At 58.8% G+C, this 25,787-nt stretch carries 22 protein-coding genes and 1 rRNA gene; 18 read left to right on the top strand and 5 right to left on the bottom strand.

The genetic code is table 11. The features are described 5' to 3' along the window. Positions 1 to 84: ribosomal RNA gene (gene rrf / locus ACFO3S_RS25345) — 5S ribosomal RNA — on the top strand; the annotation flags it as partial. A gap of 217 nt (positions 85 to 301) precedes the next feature. Next, positions 302 to 2,275 (top strand): LamG-like jellyroll fold domain-containing protein, encoded by a 1,974-nt coding sequence (locus ACFO3S_RS25340; protein WP_378101808.1) that lies wholly within the window; start codon positions 302 to 304, stop codon positions 2,273 to 2,275. Here the strand turns inward: ACFO3S_RS25340 and ACFO3S_RS25335 are convergent. After that, the gene (locus tag ACFO3S_RS25335; RefSeq protein ID WP_378101805.1) at positions 2,264 to 4,096 is read right to left on the bottom strand and encodes a glycosyltransferase family protein; all 1,833 of its coding nucleotides are present in this window, start codon (positions 4,094 to 4,096) and stop codon (positions 2,264 to 2,266) included. The genes ACFO3S_RS25340 and ACFO3S_RS25335 overlap by 12 nt on opposite strands. Positions 4,097 to 4,206: 110 nt before the next feature. On the opposite strand from ACFO3S_RS25335, the gene ACFO3S_RS25330 reads away from it, so the two are divergent. The 8 genes from ACFO3S_RS25330 to ACFO3S_RS25295 are packed head-to-tail and all read left to right on the top strand — an operon-like array spanning position 4,207 to position 11,886. Then, positions 4,207 to 5,217 (top strand): NAD-dependent 4,6-dehydratase LegB, encoded by a 1,011-nt coding sequence (locus ACFO3S_RS25330; RefSeq protein ID WP_378101802.1) that lies wholly within the window; start codon positions 4,207 to 4,209, stop codon positions 5,215 to 5,217. Next, positions 5,214 to 6,440, top strand: a complete 1,227-nt coding sequence (locus tag ACFO3S_RS25325) for a LegC family aminotransferase (RefSeq protein ID WP_378101800.1) — start codon at positions 5,214 to 5,216, stop codon at positions 6,438 to 6,440. Before ACFO3S_RS25330 ends, ACFO3S_RS25325 begins: the two co-directional genes overlap by 4 nt. Then, complete coding sequence (gene neuC / locus ACFO3S_RS25320; protein WP_378101819.1) at positions 6,433 to 7,596, top strand: UDP-N-acetylglucosamine 2-epimerase; 1,164 nt, start codon at positions 6,433 to 6,435, stop codon at positions 7,594 to 7,596. Before ACFO3S_RS25325 ends, neuC begins: the two co-directional genes overlap by 8 nt. Beyond that, complete coding sequence (gene neuB / locus ACFO3S_RS25315) at positions 7,593 to 8,678, top strand: N-acetylneuraminate synthase (RefSeq protein ID WP_378101797.1); 1,086 nt, start codon at positions 7,593 to 7,595, stop codon at positions 8,676 to 8,678. Before neuC ends, neuB begins: the two co-directional genes overlap by 4 nt. A 37-nt stretch (positions 8,679 to 8,715) precedes the next feature. Further along, positions 8,716 to 9,798: a nucleotidyltransferase family protein gene (locus ACFO3S_RS25310; protein ID WP_378101795.1), complete on the top strand. Its 1,083-nt coding sequence runs from the start codon at positions 8,716 to 8,718 to the stop codon at positions 9,796 to 9,798. Between the two features lie 13 nt (positions 9,799 to 9,811). Further along, positions 9,812 to 10,552, top strand: coding sequence for an acylneuraminate cytidylyltransferase family protein (locus ACFO3S_RS25305; protein WP_378101792.1), 741 nt, complete (start codon positions 9,812 to 9,814; stop codon positions 10,550 to 10,552). Continuing rightward, a complete protein-coding gene (locus ACFO3S_RS25300; protein WP_378101789.1) occupies positions 10,549 to 11,214 on the top strand; it encodes an acetyltransferase in 666 nt (221 codons plus the stop codon). The genes ACFO3S_RS25305 and ACFO3S_RS25300 overlap by 4 nt, the downstream gene beginning before the upstream one ends. 24 nt (positions 11,215 to 11,238) lie before the next feature. Beyond that, positions 11,239 to 11,886, top strand: coding sequence for a class I SAM-dependent methyltransferase (locus tag ACFO3S_RS25295; RefSeq protein WP_378101786.1), 648 nt, complete (start codon positions 11,239 to 11,241; stop codon positions 11,884 to 11,886). Positions 11,887 to 11,971: 85 nt separating this feature from the next. Here the strand turns inward: ACFO3S_RS25295 and ACFO3S_RS25290 are convergent, their stop codons facing one another. Continuing rightward, complete coding sequence (locus ACFO3S_RS25290; RefSeq protein WP_378101783.1) at positions 11,972 to 12,142, bottom strand: hypothetical protein; 171 nt, start codon at positions 12,140 to 12,142, stop codon at positions 11,972 to 11,974. Between the two features lie 291 nt (positions 12,143 to 12,433). On the opposite strand from ACFO3S_RS25290, the gene ACFO3S_RS25285 reads away from it, so the two are divergent. The 4 genes from ACFO3S_RS25285 to ACFO3S_RS25270 are packed head-to-tail and all read left to right on the top strand — an operon-like array spanning position 12,434 to position 16,983. Next, on the top strand, positions 12,434 to 12,895 hold the full coding sequence (locus tag ACFO3S_RS25285) for a CtsR family transcriptional regulator (protein WP_378101780.1): 462 nt from the start codon (positions 12,434 to 12,436) through the stop codon (positions 12,893 to 12,895). A gap of 19 nt (positions 12,896 to 12,914) precedes the next feature. Further along, complete coding sequence (locus ACFO3S_RS25280) at positions 12,915 to 13,418, top strand: UvrB/UvrC motif-containing protein (RefSeq protein ID WP_378101777.1); 504 nt, start codon at positions 12,915 to 12,917, stop codon at positions 13,416 to 13,418. 17 nt (positions 13,419 to 13,435) lie between these two features. Beyond that, the gene (locus ACFO3S_RS25275; protein ID WP_378101776.1) at positions 13,436 to 14,500 is read left to right on the top strand and encodes a protein arginine kinase; all 1,065 of its coding nucleotides are present in this window, start codon (positions 13,436 to 13,438) and stop codon (positions 14,498 to 14,500) included. 35 nt (positions 14,501 to 14,535) lie between these two features. After that, complete coding sequence (locus ACFO3S_RS25270; RefSeq protein ID WP_378101773.1) at positions 14,536 to 16,983, top strand: ATP-dependent Clp protease ATP-binding subunit; 2,448 nt, start codon at positions 14,536 to 14,538, stop codon at positions 16,981 to 16,983. A 165-nt stretch (positions 16,984 to 17,148) separates the two neighbouring features. Here ACFO3S_RS25270 and ACFO3S_RS25265 read toward each other — a convergent pair whose 3' ends face one another. Together ACFO3S_RS25265 and ACFO3S_RS25260 are read right to left on the bottom strand one after the other, a co-directional pair. Beyond that, entirely contained in the window at positions 17,149 to 18,657 is a 1,509-nt protein-coding gene (locus tag ACFO3S_RS25265; protein WP_378101771.1) for a response regulator transcription factor, read from the bottom strand. 36 nt (positions 18,658 to 18,693) lie between these two features. Continuing rightward, complete coding sequence (locus ACFO3S_RS25260; RefSeq protein WP_378101769.1) at positions 18,694 to 20,490, bottom strand: cache domain-containing sensor histidine kinase; 1,797 nt, start codon at positions 20,488 to 20,490, stop codon at positions 18,694 to 18,696. A 191-nt stretch (positions 20,491 to 20,681) separates the two neighbouring features. Between ACFO3S_RS25260 and ACFO3S_RS25255 the strand changes: the two genes are divergently transcribed. Genes ACFO3S_RS25255 through ACFO3S_RS25240 form a run of 4 tightly spaced genes read left to right on the top strand, consistent with a single transcriptional unit; the run spans position 20,682 to position 25,142 of the window. After that, on the top strand, positions 20,682 to 21,581 hold the full coding sequence (locus ACFO3S_RS25255; RefSeq protein WP_378101767.1) for an ABC transporter permease: 900 nt from the start codon (positions 20,682 to 20,684) through the stop codon (positions 21,579 to 21,581). A 13-nt stretch (positions 21,582 to 21,594) separates the two neighbouring features. Further along, positions 21,595 to 22,473: a carbohydrate ABC transporter permease gene (locus ACFO3S_RS25250; protein ID WP_378101764.1), complete on the top strand. Its 879-nt coding sequence runs from the start codon at positions 21,595 to 21,597 to the stop codon at positions 22,471 to 22,473. 30 nt (positions 22,474 to 22,503) lie between these two features. Then, on the top strand, positions 22,504 to 24,096 hold the full coding sequence (locus ACFO3S_RS25245) for an extracellular solute-binding protein (RefSeq protein ID WP_378101761.1): 1,593 nt from the start codon (positions 22,504 to 22,506) through the stop codon (positions 24,094 to 24,096). Positions 24,097 to 24,125: 29 nt separating this feature from the next. Continuing rightward, positions 24,126 to 25,142 (top strand): hypothetical protein, encoded by a 1,017-nt coding sequence (locus ACFO3S_RS25240; protein WP_378101759.1) that lies wholly within the window; start codon positions 24,126 to 24,128, stop codon positions 25,140 to 25,142. Positions 25,143 to 25,293: 151 nt separating this feature from the next. Here the strand turns inward: ACFO3S_RS25240 and ACFO3S_RS25235 are convergent, their stop codons facing one another. After that, the gene (locus ACFO3S_RS25235) at positions 25,294 to 25,701 is read right to left on the bottom strand and encodes a hypothetical protein (protein WP_378101757.1); all 408 of its coding nucleotides are present in this window, start codon (positions 25,699 to 25,701) and stop codon (positions 25,294 to 25,296) included. Positions 25,702 to 25,787: the final 86 nt, after the last annotated feature.

The following is a 25,787-nucleotide window of genomic DNA, read 5'->3' as shown; positions in this document are numbered from 1 at the left end:
CCCATCCCGAACACGACCGTTAAGCCCTCCAGCGCCGATGGTACTTGGACCGCAGGGTCCTGGGAGAGTAGGACGTCGCCAGGCCGGGCAAACCGAAGAAGCACCCTTAACCGGGTGCTTTTTTGCGTTCGCGATTCAGAAAGTATAAAATACGCTATCCTTCTCTGAATCCCCTCCGACAAAAACGCAATTCTGCGTCTAGAGGACGCCGAAGGCGTTTTTGCTTGCGCAACGAATAATTCGGCGCTGCCGGGAATACCCATAAGAGCGGTGAATTGTCACATCTAATGGGGGCGTTGCGATGCTGGGCGGCGGATACATGAATTTCTACGGCAAAGAGTATATTAAGGCGGCCGAGCTGTTCGAGCAGGTACACGACAATTTTACTTATGAGTTCTGGGTTAAGCCGGAAGCCGACATCGTTCTTCAGCCGGAGGCCGCCTCCGGAGTGACGGGGACGTTCGGTCAGCGGTACGTCATCGGAGCGATGCACGGAAGATCCAACAGTCAGGCGGGCAGCGGGGTGTCGGTGGGCAAAAACGGAATCGCCGTATTCGAGCATGCGGGCAGTCATCTGCCCGCTACGCTCGTTCTGCCGATCGCCCTTCATCATTGGACGCATGTAGCGGTGGTGTACGTCCGGCGAAAGCCGCATCTTTACGTCAACGGCCGCCTGCTCCGAGCCGGAGTTGCGAGCCAGAAGGAGAAGGTGCTGGCGTCCGGCGTGTTCGGCGCCTTAATTCCTTACGGTTATTTCGTCGGGGCTGTGGACGATATCCGCATCTGGAACGCCGCCCGAACCGACGCGCAGATCGCCGCCAACATGCATGTGCAGCTTACGGGAGCGGAACCGGGCCTGGTCGGCTGCTGGAATTTCGACGAGCGCAATTCGTTAAGGGCGACCGATTGCAGCCGCAACCGGCGTCACGGAGAGATCCATGGCGCCCGATTAAGCTTCTTCTTCCCTCTTGGCGACCATCTGTGGCCCGGGAAATATCCCCGTTACATTTTAGACCATCTGGACCACTTCAAGAGAAATCGCGCCAATCCGTCGTACTCCCAGATGATGGCCACCATTCAAAACATGAAAAGAAAAGCCTACTCCACCGATGTCCTCATGATGATGAACGTGTACCGCAAAGACCTGAGCCTGCTGTTCCATCCTGTGGCGAACGAGCTGGCCAGACGAGGGTATTCGGTGACGATGCTGATGCCGAAAACCGCCTTGAAGCGCGAGATGGCCTACCGCTCGAAAGCCCGGCTGCTGACCTTCGAGGATTTCGCCCATACGTATCCCGTCGAACGCATGGCGAACGACTATTTTGAGACCCATATGAAGCCGACGATTCAAACCTGGTTCCAGCAGGAGAAAATACCGGCGAACTCCCAACCGTGGCTGCTTGGATATTACCAGCAGTATGCCTACGAGAAAATGCTGGCTTGGGTCTTCCTGAAAGAAATCAAGCCCAAATGCGTATACGGCATTCATTTCATTCTTCACCCGGGATATCTCGACGGGATTCGGGCGGCCAGCGAGCAGAATAAAATTCCGATTTATTTAATGCAGCACGGTTTTTTGTTCGACAGCAAGGTCGACCAGCATGACTTCAAGGGAGCGGATATCGTTCTGCTCTGGGGGCCCTATCATAAAAAAGTTTTAGAAGGAAAGACGGACCTCAAAGCTTCGATCGCCATCGGAAATCCCAAGCTGGAAGCGATCAAGGCCAAGTACGCGCAGCGATGGAGCCGGCGGCCGGCCGGCTTGAAGCGGATCTGCTACATTTCTCCGAACTCTCCGAAGCATAACCAGCGGAGCAAGGAAGAGCTGGAGCTGTTTCTGCAGGCGGCCAAAGCGTTCCCCGAATACGAAATCATCTTCAAGCTGCACCCGATCGAGACCAGGGACTCCTACAGCGAGTACATTAAGCACGGGCTCATTTCCGCCGACCAGCTGAGCCAGCAGGATCTGTACGAGCTGCTGCTGGAGTCCGCCATCGTCGTCGGAAGCAACTCCTCTTCGATCTTCGAGGCGGCGGCGCTGGGGATCCCGGTCGCTCAGATCAGTCTGCCTCGCCATAAAACGGCGCATATCGTGTTCGAGCGCGCTTCTTCCCCCAAGGAGCTGAGCGCATTGATCAAAAGGCTTTTGACCGATGCGGGCTACCGAAAACGGGCGTTTGATAAACAGAAGGAATGGAGCCGTCTCATGTTCGGTCCGCTAGAAGGCGCTGCGGCGAGAACGGCCGCTTATCTGATTCGTCAGCTATCGGATTGAATGCTTCTGAACGGCGCGCAGCAGATTTACGGCCCGGGCATGCCAAGTGTGAGAGGGGACGCTTTTCAGCGCTTCGTTCGCTATCGCTTGCAGAAGATCGGGCCTCTGCAGCATGGCTCCGATCTCGCTTGACAGGTTCTTTCGCTGGTAGTCGACGAAGACGATATTGTGGCGATGTCTGAAATGCTTCGATAAATACTGATTGCGGTCGGTCAGGCTGACGGCTCCCGCCTGCATGGCGGTGAATATACGCTCGTGCGCGCCGTAGACCAGATTGGCGAGGACGTTCAGCACCATTTTGGAATCGTACATCGCGCTTTGAAACTTTTTCAGGTTCACCGGCGGCAAATAGCGGATTCGCCCTTTTTTAGGGAGATTGTCGGTGTGATTGGTATATACGGTTACGGGCAGCTCGGACAGGGAAGCGAGAATTTCCAGGCGTCTTCTCCCCCGGACATACAGATCGGCCTGCTGCAGCAGCCAGGAGAGGCGGGCGTCGTTCGGATGGGGAAAAGGCTTGCCGTGACGCTGGAACGTCTGGCGGGCGATATCGATTAAGGAATGCTTGAATTGGTACAGCGTTCGCTCTGCGATCTCGTCGAGAATACGCCCGTAATGAGGATCGCCTGCCCAGCCGCGCCGGAATTGATCGGGATTCAGGTTCGTTCCGGCGAACAGAATGTCGATTGTGCGGTCCTTGATGCTTTTTTTCTCATAATAGGCCGGCGGATTCATCGCCGCTTGAGGCGCGAACACGGTCGCGAAGGATCCGCGAAAATATTGCTTCAAATAGCGCAGATGCTCCAGATCGACGCAGGACACGAGAAGTCCGGGCATGTTCCCATGAAAATCGAAGCGCTGAAGATGAAACATCGGGTGATCGACGAAATAGGACAGGAAGGGCACCCGGAGTCCGCCGGACAGCAAGGAGCCGCGCAATTGATCGATGCCGTGTCCGTTCATCCCGATCAGAAAGCGGAGATCGGGCTGCTGCATCAGCTCTTTCAGCTTGGCCGGTCCGTCGGTGCGGCTGAGGTCGATCAGGACGGCGCGGTAACCCAGCCGCAGAAACGCGCTCGCCATATCGAACGCGAAATATCTGGTCGCGTCGTACTGGCTGGAGCTGATCATGATTCCGATCCTGCCGTGAGGAAGCGGACGTCCGGCGTTCCAGGCGGCTCCCAGCACGACGGCTGCCGTTCCATAGCGCGAGCTGTCCGACTCGACAATCCCGTTGCCGTCTCCGAGTGTCCAATGGCCGATCAGCCGAGGATCGCTGCCGGCGGAGGATTGGGACATCGACTTCCGAATTTCCGCTTCCGTCCTCGCGTACCCCCACACTTTGATATCTGCAAGCCCGCCTACATAATACCCGTAGACATGTCCCCCGAACATGCCGCAGGGGGCCAGTCTGGCTTTGGAGCTTTGAACTCCGGCTTTGACGAAGACGCCGTTGAGATAGAGGTAAGGCCTTCTGTCGCGAAAGACGACGGCGATATGCGTCCATCCGGAGATGCGGCCCGGATAGACCAGTATGGCCGGCATATGATTAAACGTATGCTCGTATACGGAAACTCCGTTCACCCCCACTGAGATCCCCGTACCGGCTTCGTCCGGCGTCGCGCCGTGCTCAGGCGAGATCGCGTACCTTTTTCCCCCGACTCCGTCTACTCCCGTCCTGCTCTCGCGGTCGATCCGATGAGAGGCTTCCGGCTTCGCCCAGAACTCGTAAGTGAAATGGTTGCGAGTGTGGGGAAAGGTAGATTTGGCCCGGATTAAATCTTTGCCGGAAAAATAATAGTACCCGTTAGGATGATTCATGACGTCTATTCTCCTCCGCGTCTCTATGAGGGTGCGATTGACCCCAGTCACTTGATGCAAGAACTGTACATACTATGAAAGGGTTCAAACAGACGGGAGGGCGACCAGACATGCCATCGAAAATAAAGCGAATAACGGTTACCGGAGCCGACGGATTCATAGGCTCTCATCTCGCCGAGAGATTAGTAAGAGAGGGCCACCGGGTTACTGCCTTCGTTCTCTATCATGCGCGCCATGACTGGGGCTGGATAGATGAAATGCCGAAAGAAATCCGGGAACAGATCGAGGTGATTCCCGGGGATCTCCGCGACTATCAATCCGTCAAGAGGGCGGTGGCCGGGGCGGAAGTCGTGTTCCACCTGGCAGCCTTGATCTCCATTCCTTACTCGTATCATGCCCCGGAGTCCTACCTGGATACGAACGTCAAAGGAACGTACCATATCGTTCAGGCGTGCCGGGAGCTCCAGGTCGAAAGACTCGTCCACACCTCGACGAGCGAAGTGTACGGAACGGCCCAATTCGTTCCCATTCACGAGAAGCACCCGTTGAATCCCCAATCCCCGTACGCTGCGTCCAAGGCCGGCGCCGATCAGTTGGCCTTATCCTACTACTATTCCTATCAGCTGCCGGTCAGCATCGTTAGGCCGTTTAACACCTACGGGCCCAGACAGTCGGCCAGAGCGGTCATTCCGTCGATCATGATGCAGATAGCCGCCGGCAAGAAGCAGATTCGCCTTGGCGACCTGAGACCTACCCGGGATTTTACTTATGTGAAGGATACGGTTGACGGGTTTGTGGAGGCCAGCCGATCGGACCGGCTACTGGGAGAGGTCGTGAACGTCGGGAGCAACTACGAGATCTCGATCGGGAAGACGGCTGCGCTGATCGCCGAAGTGATGAACGCCGACGTGGAGATCGTGCTCGATCCCGAGCGCCTGCGTCCTCCGGAAAGCGAGGTTCAGCGTCTGTGGGCGGATAACGGCAAGATGACGGCGTTAACCGGCTGGAAGCCGGCCTACGGGGGCGAGGAAGGTTTAAGGAAGGGACTGAGCGAGACGGCTGCCTGGTTCGCCCAGGCCGATCATCTGCTCAAGTACAAGCAGGACGTGTATCACATATGAGCGGCGAAGCCGTCGAAGCGCAAGTGGTGGCAGCGCAAGTGGCGGCGGCGGTTCGGAAGATCGCCCCCGGCGGGGGCGAATCACCCGTCCCGCTTCATGCGCCCGTGTTCGGGGGAAACGAGTGGAGCTATGTTAAGCAATGTCTGGATACGGGATGGGTCTCGTCGGCGGGCAGCTATGTCGCCTTGTTCGAGCGTCGTCTGGCCGAATATACGGGCGTGAAATATGCCGTCGCCGTCAACAGCGGGACGGCTGCACTGCATGCGGCATTGCTCGTTGCGGGCGTCTCGGCGGGGGACGAGGTGCTGCTTCCGGCGCTCACCTTCGTCGCGACGGCCAACGCCGTCAGCTACTGCGGGGCCGTCCCCCATTTTATCGACAGCGAGGAAAGATCGCTTGGGCCCGATCCGGCGAAGCTGTCGGACTATCTCCGCCAGACGGCCTATGTCGGCGAGGGAGGCTGCGTCAACAAATTCACGGGACGCCGGATAACGGCGGTCATCGCGATGCATACCTTCGGCCATCCGGCCGATCTGGACGCGATCCGGGAAATCTGCCTCCAGTTCGGCCTCGCGCTTGTGGAGGATGCCGCCGAAGCGCTCGGTTCCTTCTATAAAGGGAGCCACGTCGGCGCCCATGGTCTCCTCTCCGCCCTCAGCTTCAACGGAAATAAAATCGTCACGACCGGCGGAGGCGGAGCGATTCTGACGAATGAGCTGCCGTTGGCGCTGAAGGCCAGACACTTGACGACGACGGCCAAGCTCGAGCACCGATGGGCTTACGAACACGACGCCGTCGGCTTTAACTACAGAATGCCGAATCTCAACGCCGCGATCGGATGCGCTCAGTTGGAGCAGTTGCCGAGGTTTCTGGAGAACAAAAGGGAGCTGCTCTCGAAGTACGAGCAAGCGCTCGCCGGCGTAAGAGGGGTTCGAATGTTCCGCGAGCCGGATTACGCCCGAAGCAATTATTGGCTTCAGGCCTTGCTGCTGGACAAAGCCGACCGCTCGACCAGAGACCTGATTCTACAACGGACGAATGACGCGGGGTTCATGACCAGGCCAAGCTGGACGCTCCTGCATAAGTTACCTATGTACAGTTCCAATCCAAGAATGGACCTGTCTAACGCGGAAGATTTGGAGAGCCGCATCGTCAATCTGCCGAGCAGCGCAAGTATGCTGCCGCTGCGAGGCCAACGATCGGAGGGAGGCGGACATCGCTAAAATATGCATCGTCACAGGCTCCAGAGCCGACTACGGACTGCTCTGCGGCTTAATGAGGGAGATCGACGAGGATCCGGAGCTGACGTTAATGACGGCGGTGACCGGCTCGCATCTATCGCCTCTGTACGGGAATACGTATCGACAGATCGAAGAGGACGGATTTCGGCTGACGGTTCAAGTTCCGCTGGATCTGAGCGGGAACTCGTCCGAGGATGTCGCCGAAGCGACGGCGCAAGGCATTCGGGGCTTCGCCCGCGCCTATCGTGAGCTCGAGCCGGACCTCGTCGTCGTGCTGGGGGACAGATATGAGATTATGGCCGCAGCCTCGGCGGCCATGCTGCTCAATATTCCGATTGCTCACGTTCACGGAGGAGAGACGACCGAGGGCGCCATCGACAATGCGATGAGGCACGCGATGACGAAGATGGCGCACCTTCATTTCACGGCGGCCGAGGCTTACCGGAGAAGAGTGATTCAGATGGGCGAGAGGCCGGATACCGTGTTCAATGTCGGCTCTCCCGGCGCGGATCGCGTGCGCGGGTTCTCCCCGATCGACCTCGCGAGGTTCGAAGAGCTGCTCGATTTTCGGTTCAGAGAGGCGAATTTCCTGGTCACCCTGCATCCCGTAACGTTAAAGCCCGAAGAGAACGAACAGATGACCCGGGAGACGCTGCAGGCTCTGGATCGCTTCCCGGAAGCTTCGGTATTGATCACGCTGCCGAACGCGGATCAGGGCAGCCGCGGCATCCGAGCGCATCTTGAGCGCTATGCCGAGCGCCATCCGGGGCGGGTCAAAGCGTTCGAATCGCTGGGCCATCATTATTTGAACGCGATGTTCTATTCCTCGGCCGTCATCGGCAATTCATCAAGCGGCATTATTGAGGCGCCTGCGATGAGAATTCCGACCGTTAATATCGGAGACCGGCAGAAAGGCAGGCTGAGGGCGGCCTCGGTCATCGACTGCGAGATCGAAGCGGCGGCGATCGAAGCGGCGATTCGAAGAGCGCTATCCGACGAGTTCCGCCGATCGTTCGCCAAGGAAGCTCCCCCTTACGGGAGCGGCGACTCGGCTTTCCGAATGAAGGAGATCTTGAAGAGGACAAACCTCCGCTCCTTGTTGTCCAAGTCCTTCTACGACTTGGAGATTTCGCGATGAAGACGACCTACGTCATTGCCGAGGCCGGCGTCAACCATAACGGATCCTTGCGGATGGCGCTGGAGCTGATAGACGCCGCCAGCGAGGTCGGGGCCGACGCGGTCAAGTTCCAAACGTTCCGGGCGGACAAAGTCGCCGCCCCCTATGTCGGCAAGGCGCGCTATCAATTGCAGGACGATCAGCCGGGAGAATCGCAGCAGGCGATGCTGCGGGCGCTGGAGCTGAGCGAGGAGATGCACGATCGGCTTGCGGAGCATTGCCGGAAGAGAGGTATCGCGTTCATGTCGACGCCGTTCGATCCGGACAGCGCGGCACGGCTCTCTTCGAAATATGCCGTGCCGTTCCTGAAGATCGCTTCCGGCGAGCTGACCAATGCGCCGCTGCTGCTGGCTGTCGCGCGGTCGAAGCTTCCGGCCATTCTGTCTACGGGAATGAGCACGCTGGGCGAGGTGGAGGACGCATTGGGCGTTCTGGCTTACGGTTATCTGGACGACGAAGGGGAGAGGCCCGCTCCTTCTGCTCAGGCGTTCCGCGACGCTTATATCTCCGACGAAGGGCAGAGAGTGCTGAAGTCGAGAGTGACGCTGATGCACTGTACGACGGAGTATCCGGCCGCGTTCGAGGAGGCGAACCTGCGAATGATGGACACGTTGGCCTGCGCGTTCCAGCTGCCTGTCGGCTATTCGGACCATACGCCGGGAATCGCAATTCCGATCGCCGCCGCGGCAAGAGGGGCGCACGTGCTCGAGAAGCATCTGACGCTGGATCGCCGCCTGCCGGGTCCCGATCATGCAGGCTCGCTCGAGCCTTCGGAGCTGGCGGAGATGATCCGGGCGATCCGCAGCGTGGATAAGGCTTTAGGCTCGCAGGTGAAGCGGCCCGTCGCTTCGGAGATCGCCAATCTCGAAGCTGTCCGCAGAAGCATCGTGGCGGCCGTTCCCATTCGGGCCGGCGAGACGTATACCGTTCATAATCTAACGGTCAAGCGCTCGGGCAGGGGCATTTCCCCGATGAAGTACTTCGACCTGTTGGGAGAGAAGGCCAATCGGAACTATGAACCGGATGAAAGAATCCGGATCTGAACGTATAGGCATGCCGATTTGAATAGGAGGGAGGACGATGAGCCGCTCGGAGAATTCACCCGAAAAATGGGACAAATATAAGCTCGGGGTACAGGCTACCGTGAAAGACGCCGTGGAGCTGCTGGATCGGACGGGCGGAGAGATCGTCCTGGTCTACGAAGGCCGTGAGCTGAAGGGCATCGTGACCGACAGCGACGTTCGTCGCGGGCTGCTGAAGGGAGTCACGCTGAATCGCTCGATCGATGCCATTATGAATCCGGATTTCCGCTACGCTTCCGCAGAGGAGCCGCGCGATTCCGTGATGCGCTTAATGATAGCCCAGCAAATCCGGCAGATGCCCGTCCTGAACGCTCAGGGGGAGGTCGTGGACCTCATCTTCATCAAGCAGGCGTTCCAGCCCGTCCAACCGATATCGACGCCGGTCGTTATTATGGCGGGCGGGTTCGGCACTCGTCTCCGTCCACTGACGGAAACGACGCCCAAGCCTATGATGAAGGTCGGAAACAAACCGCTGCTGCAAATTTTGATCGAACGACTGCGGCAGGAAGGCTTTCAAAATCTTCTCCTGTCCGTGTACTACCGCAAAGAGGACATCATCCGTTATTTCGGCAACGGCGAAGCGTTCGGCGTCCGCATCCGCTATATCGAGGAAAACGAGAAATTGGGAACGGCGGGCGCCATTCGCCTGGCGAGAGCGCATCTGACGGAGCCCTTTCTCGTTATTAACGGCGATATTCTGACGAAGGTCCATTTTCACCGTCTGCTGCGCTTCCATATGAAGCGGCAGGCACAGCTTACGATCGTGGCCGCTCCTTACGAGGTGCAGATTCCATACGGCGTAGTGGAAGGAGAGCATTACAGCGTAAGCAAGCTGACGGAGAAGCCGCATATTCAGCTGCTGGTCAACGCCGGAATGTACTGCATGAATCCGTCTCTGATCGAGCTGGTTCCCGATCGTCAATATCATGATATGACGCAGCTGGTCGATACTCTACTCGAGCGGAAGCTGCCGATCTCCAGTTTCCCGATTCACGAATATTGGCTGGATATCGGAAAAATTCCGGACTACGAGAAAGCGAACAGCGACTACGATCAGTTATTTCCAAACTCGCTTCCGTGACGGAGGGAGAGCCATGATTGAGGGAAAAAGAGTGCTGGCGCTCATCCCCGCGAGGGGCGGATCGAAGGGGCTGCCGGGCAAAAATCTGATGCCGCTGCTGGGCCGGCCGCTTGTCGCCTGGGCGATACGGGCGGCGCTGGACTCCCGGTACGTCGATCGGACGGTCGTCTCCACCGACAACGAGGAGATTGCGGCCTGCGCCGAGAGGTACGGGGCGGCCGTTCCGTTCCGCCGTCCGGCCGAGCTGGCCGGAGACGACTCGACCAGCGCCGATGTCGTCCTGCATGCGCTGCATGCTCTGGAGGAGCGCGGCGAGAGCTACGAGATGATCGCGCTGCTCGAGCCGACATCTCCGACGACGGATGGCGGCGACGTCGACAGGGGGCTCGAGCAGCTGGCGGCTGCCTGGCCTCATGCGCACGCCTTGGTCAGCGTTAGCGAGCTGAGCCACGCTCACCCCGACTATACGATGCGCATCGCTCCGACCGGTTACCTGACGCCTTACGGCGCGGCAGCGGAGAAGATCGGCAGGCGCCAGAGCCTGGAGCCTTTGTTTTTTCTCGACGGCTCCCTGTATTTATCGAAAGTATCGTCGTTTCTTCGCTATCGATCGTTTCATACGGACCGCACGATACCGCTCGTCATGCCCGGTTGGAAGTCGCTGAGCATCGACGACTGGGTCGATTTTATTTCCGTTGAGGCGATTATGACCCATAAACACCGATTTCTGAAGAGAGGTATGGAGAACGAATGAGCGCCGATACGACAGCCCCGCTGCTGATTGTCGGAAGCGGAGGCCAGGGCAGGGAGGTCGCGCAGCTGGTTGCGGATTTGAACCGGATCCGGCCCCGATGGGATATCGTCGGGTTCGTGGACGAACGCGAGGAGCTTCACGGCAAGGAATGGAATCGGATACCGATCGTCGGTGCGAAGGAGGCGTTGTCCCGCTGCGGCGAAGAGCCGTACGCGGTATGCGCCATCGGGAGTCCCGGCCTGCGGAGGAAGGCGGCAGAGGAGCTGAGGGCGTTAAGGCCTTCGCAGAAGTTCGCGACGCTGATTCATCCGACCGCCGTCGTCGGCGACGATCTTCAAGCCGAGGAAGGGACGATCGTCTGCGCGAACGTCGTCCTGACGACCGGAGTGCGGATCGGGCGCCACGTCCTGATCGACTACGGGGTAACGGTCGGGCACGATGCGCAGCTGGAGTCCTATGCGACGCTTCTGCCTGGCTGCCACGTATCGGGCAACGTCCGGATCGGCGAAGAGACGTCGCTCGGAGCCGGCACGGTCGTCATCCAGAACGTGACGGTCGGCCGGCAGGCGACGATAGGCGCCGGCTCGGTAGTCGTTCGTTCCCTGCCCGATCGTTGCAAAGCTTACGGAGTGCCGGCCAAGCCCGTAACGGCCCATTCCTAGATGAAGGGAAAGGAAGATCGCGAATTGAGCAGACTAAAGGCCTGTCATACCAACAACCGCTGCAGGGTTATGCATCGATGGGAGCATTATTTCGATATATTTGAGCATCATTTCAGCCGATTCGTCGGGAAACCGGTCAACGTCATGGAGATCGGGGTGTTCAAGGGCGGATCGCTGCAGATGTGGAAGCATTACTTCGGCAAAAGGGCGAACATTTACGGGGTCGATATCGATCCGTCGCTGAAGGCTCTGGAGGAGGAAAGGATTAAAATTGTAATCGGAGACCAGGGGGACCGATTGTTCTGGAAAAAAATCAAGCCCGCGCTTCCGACGTTCGACATCATCATCGACGACGGCGGGCACCGTATGAAGCAGCAGAGGACGTCGTTGGAGGAGATGCTTCCGCTGCTCTCTCCGAACGGCGTGTATCTGATCGAGGATCTGCACACGAGCTACTGGCCGGAATTCGGGGGCGGCTTCAGACACCCGGAAAGCTTCGTTGAATATTCCAAGCGCCTGATCGACCAGCTGAACGCCTGGCACTCCAAAGATTCGAGGCTGGCGGTCGACGGGTTTACGCGCTCGGTGTGGTCGATGACCTACTATGACAGCATATTGGTGATCGAGAAGAGACCTCGCGTCAAGCCCTCGGTCGTCATGCTGGGTTATTAACGCCGGAAGAAACAGGGCGACCATACGGACCGTCCGCAGCTGCGAGGGCTCCCTTCGGCTTGGGGCGGTCCGTTCGCTCCTTCCGTCAGAAGCGGCTCCGAATCCCGGACTTTCTTTTACCGATCGCCTCTACTCCCGCCATGAGGAGGGTCACAAGAACGGCCTGCAGCAGCATTTTCGAATAATCGGAAGCATCGTAGATGTACCAGGCCGCTGCCAAGTTGCCTAAGAAGACGAATACGTAAACCATCGACATTTCAACCTCCCGTATTCGGCGTCCGACCTACGAGGCGCTGCAGCCGGCTTGCCGACTGCGCGTCTCGCTTCCTATTTTACCAACTTCTTAATGACATTTCCATTTTACCGGGCAAGTATTAAAGGTCCTTTTCGGAAATACTGGATGCGGGCAGCGAGATCGCTGGACGAAGTTGCATTTTTTAAAAAGCGGCGTATAATAAAGATATAGTCAAAGAAAGTCAAAGTCAGATCAACCCCTCATTGAACGGACGGCTTAGGCCGGCTTGCATCGACGAAAGGAGGTTGGGCGATGCGTAATATTTCCGATCTTATCGAACATTATCTAAAGCAGAGCCTGGAGAACAGTCAGGAAGGCGCCATCGAAATTCAGCGGAGCGATCTGGCCGACAAGTTCTCCTGCGTGCCGTCGCAGATCAATTACGTGATCAGCACCAGGTTTACGCTGGAGAAGGGCTACTATGTCGAAAGCAAGCGCGGCGGAGGCGGCTACATTCGCATTCAGCGCGTCGATCTGCCTTCGCTTGAAGCGGTTCAGCGCCACATTCGCCAGACAGTCGGGGAACGGATCGACCAGAACACGGCGGAAGGGCTGATCTACCAGCTGGAGGAGGCGCGTTTCCTGACCGGGAGGGAAGCGCATCTGCTGAGAGCCGCCGTCTCCCGAAGCGCGCTGGCGCTGCAGCTTCCGGTCCGCGACGAGATTCGGGCGAAGCTGCTCAAGGCGATGCTGATCGCCTTGCTCGCGAAATGAGGAAAGGAGGCTGAGGGCCATGCAATGTCAAGAATGCGGCACACGCCCGGCAACGCTTCATTTTACGAAGTTCGTCAACGGGGACAAAACCGAGCTCCACATTTGCGAGACGTGCGCCAGAGAGAAGGGGGAGCTTCTTCCGGGGACGGCCGGCGGATTTTCCATCCACAACCTGCTTTCCGGGCTGCTTGACTTCGAGCCTCGCAACCAGACGGTTCGGCCCGCGGTCAAGTGCGACACCTGCGGAATGACGTATTCGCAGTTCAGCAAGATCGGACGATTCGGCTGCAGCGATTGCTACAGACATTTCTCCGAGCGGCTGGATCCGCTGCTGAAGCGGGTGCACGGCAATACGGTGCACGTCGGCAAGGTGCCGAAGAGAGCGGGGGGCCACTTGAAGACGAAGCGGGAAATCGAACGCCTGAAGAAGGAAATGCAGAGCAGGATCGAGCGGGAGGACTTCGAGACCGCGGCTCAGCTGCGCGACCGGATCCGGGAGCTCGAGAACGAAATGAGCGGCTGAAGGGCAGGGGATGAACGATGGCGAAAAGAAAATTCACGAAGCAAGCGCTCAGTCAGTGGATGAAGGGGAAAGGCCCCGAGTCCGACGTGGTGATCAGCAGCCGGGTGCGGATCGCGCGCAACCTGCGGAACATGCCTTTTCCGCTCATGGCGAGCCCCGAACAGTCCCTGGCGGTGGCGGATCAGCTTCTCGGGGTAGCGGAAAGCGGGCGGCTTAACGGGCTGGGGAAGATCGAGCAGCTTCGGCTGTCGGAGCTGACCGAGCTGGAGAAGCTCGTGCTCGTCGAGAAGCATCTGATCAGCCCGAATCTGGCGAGCGAGTCGCGAGGCGGGGCGCTCATTCTGAGTCCGAATGAAGATATCAGCATTATGATTAACGAAGAGGATCATCTTCGCATTCAATGTTTAGGTTCGGGCTTTCAGGTGAACGAAGCTTGGGATTCGGCCAGCAAGGTCGACGATATTTTCGAGGAGCAGGTCGATTACGCCTTCGACGAGAAGCACGGCTACTTAACGAGCTGTCCGACGAACGTCGGCACGGGAATTCGCGCATCGGTGATGATGCATCTGCCGGCGCTCGTCATGACGGGACAGATTAACCGGATTTTGTCGGCAGTGACCCAGGTCGGGCTGGCCGTTCGGGGCATCTACGGCGAGGGAAGCGAGGCGACGGGCAATCTGTTCCAGGTGTCCAATCAGGTGACGCTGGGGCAGTCCGAGCAGGAAATCGTCGACAATCTGTTTCAGGTCGCCCGCCAGATCATCGAGCACGAGAAGTCGGCTCGTTCGAAGCTGCTCGGCGAATCGAGGCTGCGCGTCGCGGACCGGGTGCGCAGATCGTACGGCATTCTGACGCAGGCGCTGATCATGGATTCGAAGGAAGCCTCGCAGCGGTTGTCCGACGTGCGGCTCGGCTCCCATTTGGGCCTGCTGCCCGAGGTCGATCCGCTCGCGCTGAACGAGCTGCTCGTTTCGACGCAGCCCGGCTTTCTCCAGATGACGTTCGGAGAAGCGATGAGCCCCGAGGACCGGGACAAATCAAGGGCGGAGTTAATCCGGTCCCGACTGGCAACTCCATCCTAAATGTTTTATTCTTATTCTATTAGGAGGTGTGTCTCATGATGTTTGGCAGATTTACGGAACGCGCACAGAAGGTATTGGCTCTGGCCCAGGAAGAAGCAGTGCGGTTGGGACACAACAATATCGGTACCGAGCACATTCTGCTCGGCCTGATCCGGGAAGGGGAGAGCATCGCCGCCAAGGCGCTCATCGCTCTCGGATTGGGACTGGAGAAAATTCAGGACGAAGTCGAATCGTTGATCGGCCGCGGACAAGAGCAGCCGACGAGCATCGCGTATACGCCCCGCGCCAAGAAAGTCATCGAGCTGTCGATGGACGAAGCGCGCAAGCTGGGCCATACCTACGTCGGCACGGAGCACATCCTGCTCGGTCTTATTCGCGAAGGCGAAGGCGTCGCGGCCCGCGTGCTGAACAATCTGGGCATCAGCCTGAACAAGGCGCGCCAGCAAGTGCTTCAGCTGCTCGGCAGCAACGAGAGCGTGACACAGAACCACGGTCCTTCCGCGAACGTCAGCACGCCGACGCTGGACGGCTTGGCCCGCGATCTGACGGCCAGCGCGCGCGAGGGCAACATTGATCCCGTCATCGGCCGGCAGAAGGAAATCGAGCGGGTCATCCAGGTGCTCTCCCGCCGGACGAAGAACAACCCGGTGCTCATCGGGGAGCCGGGCGTCGGGAAGACGGCGATCGCCGAAGGGCTCGCCCAGCGCATCGTCAACAACGAGATTCCCGAGACGCTGCGGGATAAGCGCGTCATGACGCTGGACATGGGCTCGGTCGTCGCGGGTACGAAGTATCGCGGCGAGTTCGAGGACCGTCTGAAGAAAATCATGGACGAAATTCGCCAGGCCGGCAACGTCATCCTGTTTATCGACGAGCTGCATACGCTCATCGGCGCGGGCGGCGCGGAGGGCGCGATCGACGCCTCCAACATTCTGAAGCCGGCGCTCGCTCGAGGCGAGCTGCAGTGCATCGGCGCGACGACGCTGGACGAATATCGCAAATATATCGAGAAGGACGCGGCTCTCGAGCGTCGGTTCCAGCCGATTACGGTCGATCAGCCGACGCCGGAAGAAGCGGTGCAAATTCTGTTCGGCCTGCGCGACCGCTATGAGGCGCATCACCGCGTGAAAATGACCGACGAGGCGATCGAAGCGGCGGTGAAGCTGTCCGACCGCTACATTCCGGACCGGTTCCTGCCGGACAAGGCGATCGACCTGATCGACGAGGCGGGCTCCAAGGTGCGCCTGAACTCCTATACGGTGCCGCCTAACCTGAAGCAGCTGGAGACGCGGCTCGAGGACATCCGCAAGGAGAAGGACGCCGCCGTGCAAAGCCAGGAGTTCGAGAAGGCGGCCGCTCTGCGCGACACCGAGCAGAAAATCCGCGAAGAGCTCGACTTCACGAAGAACCAATGGAAGGAAAAGCAGGGCCGCACCGATTCCGAGGTGACGCCGGAGGACATCGCTCAGGTGGTCGCCAGCTGGACCGGCATTCCGGTCAGCAAGCTTGCCGAGGAGGAGACGGAGCGCTTGCTGAAGATGGAGAGCATTCTGCACGATCGCGTCATCGGCCAGGAGGAAGCCGTCAAGTCGGTGTCCCGCGCCATTCGACGCGCCCGCGCCGGCCTCAAGGATCCGAAGCGCCCGATGGGCTCCTTCATCTTCCTCGGACCTACGGGCGTCGGGAAGACGGAGCTGGCCCGCGCGATCGCGGAAGCGATGTTCGGAGACGAGAACGCGGTTATTCGCATCGACATGTCAGAGTATATGGAGAAGCACTCCACGTCCCGTCTCGTCGGGGCGCCTCCGGGATACGTCGGCTACGACGAAGGCGGCCAGTTGACCGAGAAGGTGCGCCGCAAGCCGTATTCGGTCGTCCTGCTCGACGAGATCGAGAAGGCGCATCCGGAAGTGTTCAACATCCTGCTTCAAGTGCTGGAGGACGGCCGGCTGACCGACTCCAAGGGCCGCTCGGTCGACTTCCGCAACACGCTGATCATCATGACGTCCAACGTCGGCGCGGAGCAGATCAAGAAGAACTCGACGCTTGGCTTCACGGCCGCGCAGGATGCGGGACGCGATTACCAGAACATGAAGGAGAAGGTGCTCGCGGAGCTGAAGAAGTCGTTCCGTCCGGAGTTCCTGAACCGGATCGACGAGTCGATCGTCTTCCACCCGCTGAACGAGGAGCATATCGCTCAGATCGTGACGCTGATGGCCGACGACCTTCGCAAGCGCCTCGTCGAGCACAACGTCAGCTTCGAGCTGACCGACTCGGCCAAGGCGTTCCTGGCGAAGGAGGGCTACGATCCGCAATACGGCGCGCGTCCGCTGCGCAGAGCGATCCAGAAGCATATCGAGGATCGGCTGTCGGAGGATCTGCTGCTCGGCAAGATTTCCAAGGGGCATGCCCTGGTCATCGACGAGGAGAACGGCACTCTCGTCGTGAAGCCGAAGGGCGAGATCGAGCTGTCGAAGGCTTAAGACGATCGGCCGATTTGTCGGCTTGTGCGAATCAAGAGCATGAAGGAGAAAACCGTTCCGCAAGGCTTCACAGCCTTCGGAACGGTTTTTTTGCGAGTGATTCAGAAAGTATAAAATACGCTTTCCTGACTGAATCGTCTCCGACATCAACGTGACCCCCGCCGCTTAAGTTTCGTTCTCGGTCGAATGGATTCCCATCGTCCTCGTGCGGTAATCGCTCGGATGGCAGCCGGTCGCTTCTTTGAACACGCGGCTGAAGTGCTTCCAATCGCTGTAGCCGACCTGCACGGCGATGTCGTACACCTTGGCCCGGGGATCCGTCAGCCGCTTCTTGGCTTCCTCGACGCGCACGTTTGTCAAATATTCCAGAAAGGTCGTATTTGTCCGCGCGCGGAAGAGCCGGCTGAGATGGCTCGGGCTGACGTAGACCGCGGCGGCTACTTCGCCGATGTTGAGAGGTTCCGAGAACCGCGACTGGATGACCGATTTGGCCAGGGCTACAATTCCGTATTCGGAATGCTCCGGGATGACGGAGCCGAGCCACTCGTTCATCTCGAGCATGAACAGCTGCGAGAACTGCTCTTCCGTCCTTGCCCAGACGAGTCTTTCCGTCAGCGCAGCCGCCCTCTGGAACAGCGGCAGGCTTTGGGAGGGATAGCACTGGGCGAGATGAGCGTACAGAAATTGCAGCAGATCCTCCGCTGCGAGCATCCGGGAATCCGGCGCGCAGTCGAGGACGCGCGCGAGCTCGCGCTTCAGCTCCGCCAGCAGGGCGCCGGAATCCGCCAGCTCGATCGCCGTCTGCAGCTCCGATCTCGAAGACTTGGCGATCGGGCCCGCCGGCGGGACGAATCCATGGAGGCCGCTGCCGAATCCCAGGCGGTAAAGCAGCGCCGCGCAAGCCTCCTTGCGCGGCTCGGAGAACGGAACGCTTCGTCCGTGGCCGGAGGATAGACCGAAGCTGATGCCGAGCCGGATGCTGCTCGACCAGAATTCGCCGATCGACAGGGCCAGCCTCTCCAGTCTGCCGATCGCTTCCTCGGCCGTGTCCGCGCCAGCCGCTATCAGCAGATTGCAGGAGTCAAGCGCGGAGCCGGGGGATATGAAATAGATATCCTCGAGCGGCTCCGCGGCTTCGCGGATCACTTGACGGTACATCCATAAGATCATTTCATCGCCGCCGAGTTGGCTGTGCCGGTCTGCGCTGCCCTCGTCCAGATCGCAGGCCATAACCGCCTTGTACGGGAACGGAAGAGATTCGAACCGCTCGATATCGATGAAACGGCTGGTCTTGCGGTCCCGGGCCCGGCGTTCACCGAGCCGCTCGAACAATTGCGCCAGATCGGCAGGTTTCACCGGCTTGAATAAATAGTCCTCGGCCTTTAGTCGTATCGCCTGCTGCAAGTAGGCGCGATCGTTGTAGCCCGTCAGGATGACGACCGGAATATCGGGATGGCGGTGCCGAATCGTGCCGGTCAGGGAGAGACCGTCGATGCCCGGCATATGGATATCCGTAATGACAAGATCCACCGGCGTCGAAGACAGCAGATTCAAAGCCTCCGAGGCGTTCAACGCGCAGTGGACGCGGTCGATGCCGGAGATCGGGAGCTCCTTCAATTGAGCGGCCAGGCCAAGAAGTATCGTTTCCTCGTCGTCGACAATCAGCACGTTCATGTCGGCAACCCTCCTGTCGTTTCGCAATGGTTCGCGCTAAGCAAGCGGAAGCTTCAGGGTAACGATCGTTCCGTTGCCTTCTTCGCTGCGGATGAACATCTCGCCTTTGTCTTTATATATCAGCCGCAAACGGCGGCGGACATTCAGCAGGCCGATGCTGCCCGCTTGGTCGGAGTCCAGCTCCAGCGCGCTCCAGATGGCGTTTAGCCTGTCCGGATGAATGCCTCGGCCCTCGTCGATGATGGAGATCAGCAGATGCTCTTCCGTTTTTTTAATCCGGATCGTCATCAAGATCAGTCCCGTCTCGTCGCCGCCGTAGCGGATGGCGTTTTCCACAAGCGGCTGGAACAGAAGACCCGGCAGCTCAATGGGCAGCGCCCGCTCGTCGATGTCGTACAGGATTTGCAGCTGCTCTCCGAAGCGGAGCTTCTGCATCTGCAGGTAGTTTTTCATAAAAGCCATCTCCACCTCCAGCGAGACCATTTCCTGGTTTCGGACGGCGTGATAGCGAAACAGATCGGCCAAAGCGATAATCCCTTCTTCGGCGGATTGGGTCCGGCCGCTCTTAACGAGGTAACGCAGCGTTTCCAGGGAATTGTTCAGAAAATGCGGGTTGATCTGGCTCTGCAAGGAGCGGATTTCCGCCTCCTGTCGCAAAATTTTGGACTGGTACACCTCGTTGATGAGCACATGGATACGTCCGGCCATTTTGCTGATCGCTCCCCAGACGCGTCCGACTTCGTCGGAGGTAATCCGGGGGATCGGCATCTGGAAATCGTTGCGTTCGAGATCCCGCAAGCCGAGGACGAGCAGCCTCAGCCTGCGCGTCATGCTGTAGGCCAGCCAGATTGCGGCCAGCACCGCGACGCTGGCTCCGGCCACGACGCCGGCCAGCGTCCACCATTTGACCTGGGCGATTCCCTGGGTCAAATATTCGACGGGGATGACCGCGACGACCTTCCAGCCGGTCTGGCCGGACCGGGTATGCGTCACGAGATGGCGCGAATTGTCCAAGGTCGCGAAGCTGGAGCGCTGCGGCCTGGTCAGCTCCCGGTCGTCCAGACCGAGATCGGCGTTCCAGTCTTCGCCGACGCGGCGGGCGCCCTTCGCATACATAATCCGGTCGTTCTGGTCCAGCACGAAGATGCGGGTGTCCGGTCCGAAATTCACGTCCAGAAGCATCGTATTGATAATTTCCAGAGAGCCCTCCACTTCAAGGAAGCCTTGCGGTTCCTGGCCGCCCGGACGGCGCAGCGGTTGAATGATCTTGAACACGTACGGGGCGTCCAGATCGTCCCGAAGCTGCTCCGTGCCGTAAATCAAGGGCGTGGGGCTCCTCTCTTCCAGATCGGCGAACCAGATTTCCTTCTTGTAATTGCGGTGGGGGAGCCACACGCCGCCCGCGCCTTGACGATAGTAAAAAGCCCCCGAATTTGTCGTATACAGCGTAATCCCCCTCACGTACGCCCTATGCTCCGCGTTTAATTGGCGGATCGCTTCGTGGAGACGGATAACAGCCCGCAGCGACGGCCATTGCCCCTCCGAGCCGGCCTGCTCGAGCGCGTCGAGAAGGGTGGCGTTGTTCGGCTTGCTCAGCGCTGCCTTGGTCACGTACAGCAGCTCGTTCTGATAGGTGTCCAGGTGCCGGCTCGTCTGGCCGAGCAGCTGCGGAATATAGTCCCGGATCTGCGACTCGAGCGAGCGGCTGTAATACGAGTAGGAGAGATAGCCTACCGCGGAGATGGCAACCGAGATCAGCAGCGAGTAGACGACGATCAGCTTGGTGGCGATAGGCCAATTGTCGATGGCCCACGCGGAATGGCTTCGGTTCAAGTAGGCTCCTCCCCTGCGGTTCAGGCGCGCCGGAACGTTCATAACCAGTTAACCATGAAGCGCGGCGGCGCGCAATTTAACGGCGGACGAATGATTGGAATCGCCCCCCAAGCGCAAGGAATGTCGTATTTCAAACGGTTGCTTTTTTTTCTAAGCTTAATTTGAGCCGTGGCGGGAAAGGAGACGATCGCATGCTTTGGAAACGGATTTGGAAACACCGCTTGCTATATGTGCTGTTTATACCCGCGGTCGTTTATTTCATCGGATTTCGCTATTATCCGATGGTCCTTCAGGCGGTGCTCGCGTTTAAGCAGTATAGTCTGATAGGCGGGATATGGGGAAGCCCGTGGACGGGGCTGGACAACTTCCAGCACATTCTGGCCCACAACGATTTTTACAGGGTGCTCCGCAATACGGTGGAGATCAGTCTGCTGAGACTGGCATTCGGATTTTTCCCTCCCATTATATTGGCGATTCTGCTATTCGATCTGGCGTCGTCCAAGTTTCGCAAAATCAGCCAGACCGTGCTGTACATTCCGCATTTTCTCTCCTGGGTGATCATGTACGCCATCGCTTACGCGATGTTCGCGAATACGGGATTCGTCAATCAGGTGCTGGAAGCGGTCACGGGGCGGACGTTCGCGTTCCTGACGTCCGAAAATTGGTTCCGTCCGATTCTGGTCGGGACGGGCGTATGGAAGGAACTCGGGTGGGGGACGATCATTTACTTGGCGGGACTGACCGCCCTCGATCCGGCGCTGTACGAGGCCGCCAAAATCGACGGGGCCGGTCCGTTCAAACGGATCTGGCACATTACGCTGCCCGGTCTGAGCTCGGTTATCGTCTTTCTCTTCACGATCCAGATCGGCTCGATCCTGTACGCGGGCGGGGAGCAGGTCTTGCTGTTCTACAATCCGGCGACCTATTCCGTCGGCGACATCATCGATACCTGGGTGTACCGGCAAGGGATCGCGCAGCTGCAATACAGCCTGGCGACCGCGATGTCGCTGTTCCAGTCTCTGTTCGGCCTGGCGCTCGTCCTGCTGGCGAACAAGGCGGCGCGCAAATATGCAGGCACCGGCATCTGGTAGAAGGGGGAGGCCTATGCGAAACCGGGGCGAACGAGGGTATCAAATTTTGTCTTATGTCGTTATCGGCATGTTGTCCGCAGCTTCTTTGTATCCGATTTTATATGTCATTTCCATGTCTCTCGTTAACGAGCAGGAGTGGATTCAGCGCAACGGCTTTATTTTCTTCCCGTATCGGCCGACGCTGCTTGCCTACGAGAGATTGTTCAGCGGCTCCATTTTTACCGACGCCCTGAAGGTCAGCGTCATTCGAACGATCGTAGGCACCGCGCTCACGTTGACGATGACCGCCGTTGCGGCTTATGTCGTTTCGCGCAAGCAGCTGGTCGGGCGAAAGGTATTCCTGTTTCTCGTGCTCGTGACGGTATTGTTCAACAGCGGGATGATTCCGACCTATCTGGTGATGAAGGATTTTCATTTGCTGGATACGTTCTGGGCGCTCATCGTGCCCGCGCTGATCGATAGCTGGAGCCTGCTGGTGCTCAAGCAATTTTTCGAGGGCATTCCGAAGGAGGTCGAGGAATCGGCCGAAATCGACGGCGCCGGCGACTGGACGCTGATGTCCAAGGTCATTCTGCCGATGAGCAAGCCGGCGCTTGCCGCCATCGGGCTGTTCGTTGCCGTGGCGCACTGGAACAGCTGGTTCGACGCTTTTCTGTATATCAACAATTCCGACTGGATGCCGCTGCAGCTGGTCATGCGCAATATGTTCGCCAATGCGAACATCGGCTCCAATTTTAATCCGACATCGGTGCTTAATCCCGCGCAGCGGGTGTCTACGGAGTCGCTGAAAATGGCGGTTGCCGTCATCGGGACCGTACCGATCCTGCTGGTTTATCCGTTCCTGCAGAAACATTTCACCAAAGGGATGTATCTGGGCGCGGTGAAGGGATAAAATCAGAAATACGAAGATGGGGGTATGAAAATGGCAAGGAAAACGGCAAGCGCCGCGTTGGCTCTGCTTCTGGCGGGAACGACTCTGCTGACGGCTTGCGGAGGCAACGAGGAGGGGAAGGCAAGCCCAGGCTCGGATCCGGCTGCTTCGGGCAGCGTCTCTCCGGCTCCCGGCGGCGAAGCTTCTCCGGACAGCGGGGAGAAATTAACGATCTCGATGATCGAGAACGGCTGGGTGAACACGCCTACGGACGACAACGATCCGTGGAGAAAGTGGATGAACGAGACGCACAACGTCGATTTCAAGCTGTACGCTTATCCCGAATCGGATCTGGAAAGCAAGCTGATGGTGCAATTCGCGTCGAACGATCCGCCGGACATCATTGCCGTCTGGAACATCAATCTGGTAAAGAAGCTGTATCAGCAAGGCGTTCTGCTGGACGATTGGACGCCGTACCTGGACAAGGTGCCGACGCTGGCGTCGTCCTTCAGCCCGCAATCGAAGGCGTTTGTGAACGAAGGCGGCAGCATGATCGGCCTCCCGATGCTGCCCGCTCCGAACACGTTCACCTTCAAAATTCGGCAGGACTGGCTGGACAACTTGAATTTGCAAAAGCCGACCACGCCGGAGGAATTGCTGGAGGTGCTGCGCAAATTCACGCATGACGACCCCGATCGGAACGGACAAAACGATACTTGGGGCATCAGTTCGGCTGGCGCCGGGGTCAACCTGGGGGAATTGGCCAATCTGGCGTACATGTACGGCAAAACGGAGTTTTTCGTAAACGGGGACAAAGCGGATCACTCGATCGTGAACGGCACTCACAAGAAGATGCTCGATTTCGTCAAAACGATCGTGGACGAAAAGCTGATCGATCCCGACTGGTATACGCAGGGCTGGGAGCAGCGCAAGCCCAAGCTGTTCTCCGGCAAAGTAGGCCTCACCTTCTATCCGGGCGTTCTGATCAACGAGGTGGAAGGCGGTACGGGCAACACGGGCGCCACAATCGACTGGTTTGAGAACCTGCCGATGCCGAAGGGCGAACCGGAAGGCGGCAAGCTGCCGCCCGGCGCGGTCGCCGGAACGATCGTCACGATCTCCAAGAAAGCGGCCGAGGATCCGGCGAAGCTGGAGCGCATTCTGAAAATTATCGAATCCTCGACCTATCCGAACGACGGATACTGGGCTCTCCGCTGGGGAGTCGGCGTCAACGGCCAGAAGGTGGTCGAGCTGGAGGACGGCGGCAGGTTCGTCAGTCTGAAAGACGAGCTGTACCGTCAGGACAATAAAGGGGCCTACGACTGGGGCACTTGGGTCGCGACAGGTCAGGACGGCGTAGTGGAGAGCATGAACGAGCAGCCGGGCGAGTCCGACATCAAGCAGATGCGTCTGGACCTGGAAGCGATGGAGATGCCGGCGAATCCGAACGATATGTCGGTGCTTTCCCTCGACGCGCAGCTCAAGTCCGATCTGGAGACGCTGCAAAAAGAGTTCGACATCAAATACATCCTGGGAGGCGCGAGCGATTACGACGGATTCGTCCAGCAATGGCTGAGCTCCGGAGGACAGCAATTGCTCGACCAGGCTACGGAGCAATTCAAGCAGGCGGGCCTGATTCGATAATTTAGCGAAGCGAGGAGAGGAGGGACGATATGCCGGAAACAGACAACCTCCAGCAATGGGACATGAAGTATCGCACGGACTACAAGCGAGGCTTGCCGGTTATCGCGCCTTCCGGAGAGGAAGGCCGGTTCGACAGCCATGGCGTCGACTGTCCCTTTGTGTTCTGGCACAACGGCCGGTATATGATGATGTATATCGGTTACGACGGCCGCGGCTATCAGACCGCGCTGGCCGAAAGCGACGATCTGCTGAACTGGAGCAGCCTGGGCGTCATTCTGGCCAGAGGCGAGGGGCGGGGCTGGGACGATGTCGGAGCGGCGGGAACGTGGCTGCTCAAGGAGACGGACGCGCTGACCGGCCTGCCGACGCTTAAGAAAACGGAAGGCAAGTATTGGATGGTCTATCACGCTTATCCCGAGGAAGGGTACGAAGCGGGGCCGGCGGAGATCGGGCTGGCCTGGACGACCGACGAAAGCCTGATGACCTGGAACCGGCTGGAAAGGCCCGTTTTCTCTTGGAGAGACGGGGCGGACTGGGAGCGGGGCGGGCTCTATAAAGCTTGCTTGCTGGAGCATGAAGGCCTTTATTATCTGTTTTACAATGCGAAAAATGAAGTGTCGGACTGGCGAGAGCAAACCGGGGTGGCCACATCTCCGGACTTGCGGAGCTGGAGCCGCTACGAGGGCAATCCCGTTGTGCGCGTAGAGCCGGGAAGCTGGCAATCGGCGTTCGCGTCCGATCCGTTCGTCGTCCGGGACGAGGGCCGCTGGCGGATGTTCTACTTCGGCTTCGACGGCTCGCACGCCCAGGAAGGAGCGGCTGACTCCGACAATCTGCTGGAATGGACGTGCGCGAAGGAACCGCTGCTTCGGCACGGAACGGAAGGGGAACTGGATGCAACCCACGCGCACAAGCCTTCGCTGCTGATGCGCGACGGAGTGCTCTATCACTTCTACTGCGCCGTGCGGCCGCGTCGCCCGGACGACGCGACGCTCGGGAACGAATATCGCACGATCACGTTCGCAGCCTCCGCGCCGATCGGCTGATCGGGCAAGGATGGAGGAAACGAATAAAGACGGTCTCGTCTCCGGAAGGAGAGAGGCCGTCTTTGTCGTGGTGCGCTCGCTGCGGCATGATCGGCAGGTTGCCTTCGCCAGGCGCGCCTGCCGCAGCATTCTGCCCGCAGCTTGCCTCGGATTAGCCGAAGGAAGAGGCGGTAATTTCCACGGGGCCGATGACGAAGGCCGTCAGACCTGCCGTAAAGCGTTCGACCGAAACCGTATAGACTTGCGGTCCTGGAGGAGAGTTCCCGTCTACTGCCAGCAAGGTGCTCAGCGCGAATCGTTCGAAGCCGGATTCGAGTCCGATCAGGGAGTAGTAGATTTCAGTGCCTCCGCGGCGGATCCGGAACAGAATCGACCCGGTTCCGGCGTCTCCGCGAATCCCGATCGTCGCGTTGACTTGTACATATCTCGGCACGACGTTAGGAACGTTAACGATGACCGAACCGACGTCGACTCTGGCTGGCGTAAGGGGGATCGCGATGCTGGTTCCGTCCGTAATCGGAGTGACGATCGTCGCGTTATAATCGAATAACTTGGCCATAAGGTCAACCTCCTTTCCATCAGGTTAGAATCATCATATGCTTGGCCACTGGAGAAGACTGGATATTTTCACGGGTTCATTGCTAC

It is taken from the genome of Cohnella hongkongensis (assembly GCF_042654645.1).
Lineage (GTDB): Bacteria > Bacillota > Bacilli > Paenibacillales > Paenibacillaceae > Cohnella > Cohnella hongkongensis.
This window is presented reverse-complemented; position numbering and strand designations above follow the sequence as displayed.

Coding starts and splice junctions, on each gene's coding strand:
- ACFO3S_RS25290 (WP_378101783.1), bottom strand. CDS start 12,142: ATGTCGATGGTTTACGTATTCGTCTTCTTAGGCAACTTGGCAGCGGCC.
- ACFO3S_RS25255 (WP_378101767.1), top strand. CDS start 20,682: ATGCTTTGGAAACGGATTTGGAAACACCGCTTGCTATATGTGCTGTTT.
- ACFO3S_RS25280 (WP_378101777.1), top strand. CDS start 12,915: ATGCAATGTCAAGAATGCGGCACACGCCCGGCAACGCTTCATTTTACG.
- ACFO3S_RS25240 (WP_378101759.1), top strand. CDS start 24,126: ATGCCGGAAACAGACAACCTCCAGCAATGGGACATGAAGTATCGCACG.
- ACFO3S_RS25340 (WP_378101808.1), top strand. CDS start 302: ATGCTGGGCGGCGGATACATGAATTTCTACGGCAAAGAGTATATTAAG.
- ACFO3S_RS25265 (WP_378101771.1), bottom strand. CDS start 18,657: ATGAACGTGCTGATTGTCGACGACGAGGAAACGATACTTCTTGGCCTG.
- ACFO3S_RS25330 (WP_378101802.1), top strand. CDS start 4,207: ATGCCATCGAAAATAAAGCGAATAACGGTTACCGGAGCCGACGGATTC.
- ACFO3S_RS25275 (WP_378101776.1), top strand. CDS start 13,436: ATGGCGAAAAGAAAATTCACGAAGCAAGCGCTCAGTCAGTGGATGAAG.
- ACFO3S_RS25335 (WP_378101805.1), bottom strand. CDS start 4,096: ATGAATCATCCTAACGGGTACTATTATTTTTCCGGCAAAGATTTAATC.
- ACFO3S_RS25270 (WP_378101773.1), top strand. CDS start 14,536: ATGATGTTTGGCAGATTTACGGAACGCGCACAGAAGGTATTGGCTCTG.
- ACFO3S_RS25235 (WP_378101757.1), bottom strand. CDS start 25,701: ATGGCCAAGTTATTCGATTATAACGCGACGATCGTCACTCCGATTACG.
- ACFO3S_RS25285 (WP_378101780.1), top strand. CDS start 12,434: ATGCGTAATATTTCCGATCTTATCGAACATTATCTAAAGCAGAGCCTG.
- neuB (WP_378101797.1), top strand. CDS start 7,593: ATGAAGACGACCTACGTCATTGCCGAGGCCGGCGTCAACCATAACGGA.
- ACFO3S_RS25305 (WP_378101792.1), top strand. CDS start 9,812: ATGATTGAGGGAAAAAGAGTGCTGGCGCTCATCCCCGCGAGGGGCGGA.
- ACFO3S_RS25250 (WP_378101764.1), top strand. CDS start 21,595: ATGCGAAACCGGGGCGAACGAGGGTATCAAATTTTGTCTTATGTCGTT.
- ACFO3S_RS25300 (WP_378101789.1), top strand. CDS start 10,549: ATGAGCGCCGATACGACAGCCCCGCTGCTGATTGTCGGAAGCGGAGGC.
- ACFO3S_RS25245 (WP_378101761.1), top strand. CDS start 22,504: ATGGCAAGGAAAACGGCAAGCGCCGCGTTGGCTCTGCTTCTGGCGGGA.
- ACFO3S_RS25325 (WP_378101800.1), top strand. CDS start 5,214: ATGAGCGGCGAAGCCGTCGAAGCGCAAGTGGTGGCAGCGCAAGTGGCG.
- ACFO3S_RS25310 (WP_378101795.1), top strand. CDS start 8,716: ATGAGCCGCTCGGAGAATTCACCCGAAAAATGGGACAAATATAAGCTC.